The following is a 1,666-nucleotide window of genomic DNA, read 5'->3' as shown; positions in this document are numbered from 1 at the left end:
CTTCTGAAACCTATGTCGTCGAAACCCCCGGTTTTCCGGGGGTTTCTTTTGGCCGCAGCGCCGACGGTTATCCCGTTGCGCTTGTCGGTGAAACGGCGTTCGCCATGGTTCCGGCCCGGAACGGGTGGCACTATCTTGTCACGGGGTGGCGTATCCGCCGGCCCATGGCCGAATGGACGCGCAGCGATTTCTACGGCCATGCCGGTGAGCTGGCCGACGAGGCGGCGTTTCGCGCCCATGTCGAGGAGAGCGCCCTCCACCAGCAGCAGCGCGCAGCTCTCGGACGTCGCGAGATCCACTCCCGTGCCCACACGCCATGGGGAACGTCGCAGGGAGCGACCGTCTATGCCGAGGGCGTCGTGGCTCACTCAACGGCAGGCCATGGCGGGTTCCATCTGTCGGCGGAGCGAAATCGCAAAGTCCATTCCCTTCTTTGTGCCAATGGCGGCTGGTATGAAGAGGACTGCCATTGGGCGGCCGTCGCCCAGGCTTTCCCCGAGCTCTTCACGGATTTCGAGATAGCATGTGCGGAAAAGTCGATCCGCGACTGGTACCCGGACGCCTGGGAGGCGATCCACGGGAGGGTGCTCGAACCCGGCCAATCCGCGCAAAAGGACGAGCGGGCATTTTTCGAGAAGCATACCGATGACTGGGTCGTGGTGTCGGCGATCCGTTGCGAACACCAAACCGGTTTCACCGAGGTTGTCGCGACCCTTGGCGGCAGGCGCGGACCAGGCACGGAGGAACGTCGCTTTCTCGTTGCGACCGACGAATACCATGTCGGCCGCTTTGGATTCGTCATCGATGTTGCGCGCCATCGTGTCTATGGCGGGCCATCGAGCTTCATGGATTGGCAGGGGAGGGACACATAATGTCTGTCCCCGATCGCCGCGCGCAGCTCTTTCGCATGGAGGAGGCTCGGCGCCAGACACAGCGCCAGCTCGATATGATCGACCGGCAGACCGCAAGGCGGATGACGGCGATCATTCCGCAGCTCAGACCCCAATGTGCCGGCTATCGACGCGGGAGGAGCCCGGAGCCGGCAATGTTTCTCGAACGATATCGGGCCAACCTTGCAGAGATCACACTGGGGAGGGAGCACGAGATCGACGCTCTCTCCCGCAAGCTCGCAAGGCAGGATGCTGCAATCGCAGCACTGCGTGCCACACTGCCAGCGGACCCGACACGCGCCTGATACTGCGGCCTGGTCAGCGCTTGCGGACGAACTCAGTTCGCAACACCAGCCCCTTGATCGCATCATGCCGGCAATCGATCTCTTCGGGATTGTCGGTGAGGCGGATCGACTTGATCACCGTGCCCTGCTTCAGGGTCTGCCCCGCGCCTTTGACCTTGAGGTCCTTGACGAGGACGACGGAGTCGCCGTCAGCCAGCACGTTGCCAGCGGCATCGCGCACTTCGATGCTGCCGGCAGAAGCTGCAATGGCAGCCATCTCCGACGCTGGTCGCCATTCCCCTGTCGCGTCGTCATAGACGTAGTCGTCGTTGTGACCGGTCATCGCTGCCCTCGCCTCGGGATTGAATGCAGTGCGCTGTCAGTCCGACGTGGGGGCAGGCCAAAGATCTGATCCACAAACGCGGACCGGCGCAACTCATCTATACCAGCAGCAGCCGGCGTTCAAGCCGCGGACGCCCAGCGTCATTGGGC

General features: G+C 63.1%; 3 protein-coding genes. 2 read left to right on the top strand and 1 reads right to left on the bottom strand.

The features are described from left to right. Both EN749_RS35320 and EN749_RS35315 read left to right on the top strand, forming a co-directional pair. A partial coding sequence (locus tag EN749_RS35320; RefSeq protein WP_128364905.1) for a hypothetical protein occupies window positions 1-872 on the top strand: 872 nt, incomplete at its 5' end. Then, on the top strand, window positions 872-1,195 hold the full coding sequence (locus EN749_RS35315; protein ID WP_128364904.1) for a hypothetical protein: 324 nt from the start codon (window positions 872-874) through the stop codon (window positions 1,193-1,195). The genes EN749_RS35320 and EN749_RS35315, both read left to right, overlap by 1 nt. A gap of 13 nt (window positions 1,196-1,208) precedes the next feature. Here the strand turns inward: EN749_RS35315 and EN749_RS35310 are convergent, their stop codons facing one another. Next, window positions 1,209-1,517, bottom strand: coding sequence for an alkylphosphonate utilization protein (locus tag EN749_RS35310; protein ID WP_128364903.1), 309 nt, complete (start codon window positions 1,515-1,517; stop codon window positions 1,209-1,211). Between the last annotated feature and the right edge of the window lie 149 nt (window positions 1,518-1,666).

The sequence above is a fragment of the Mesorhizobium sp. M7A.F.Ca.ET.027.02.1.1 genome, from assembly GCF_004022985.1.
In the GTDB taxonomy this organism is placed as follows: domain Bacteria; phylum Pseudomonadota; class Alphaproteobacteria; order Rhizobiales; family Rhizobiaceae; genus Mesorhizobium.
The sequence above is the reverse complement of the archived record's forward strand: the minus strand, read 5'-3'. Positions and strand labels throughout refer to the sequence as shown.

Coding starts and splice junctions, on each gene's coding strand:
- EN749_RS35310 (WP_128364903.1), bottom strand. CDS start 1,517: ATGACCGGTCACAACGACGACTACGTCTATGACGACGCGACAGGGGAA.
- EN749_RS35315 (WP_128364904.1), top strand. CDS start 872: ATGTCTGTCCCCGATCGCCGCGCGCAGCTCTTTCGCATGGAGGAGGCT.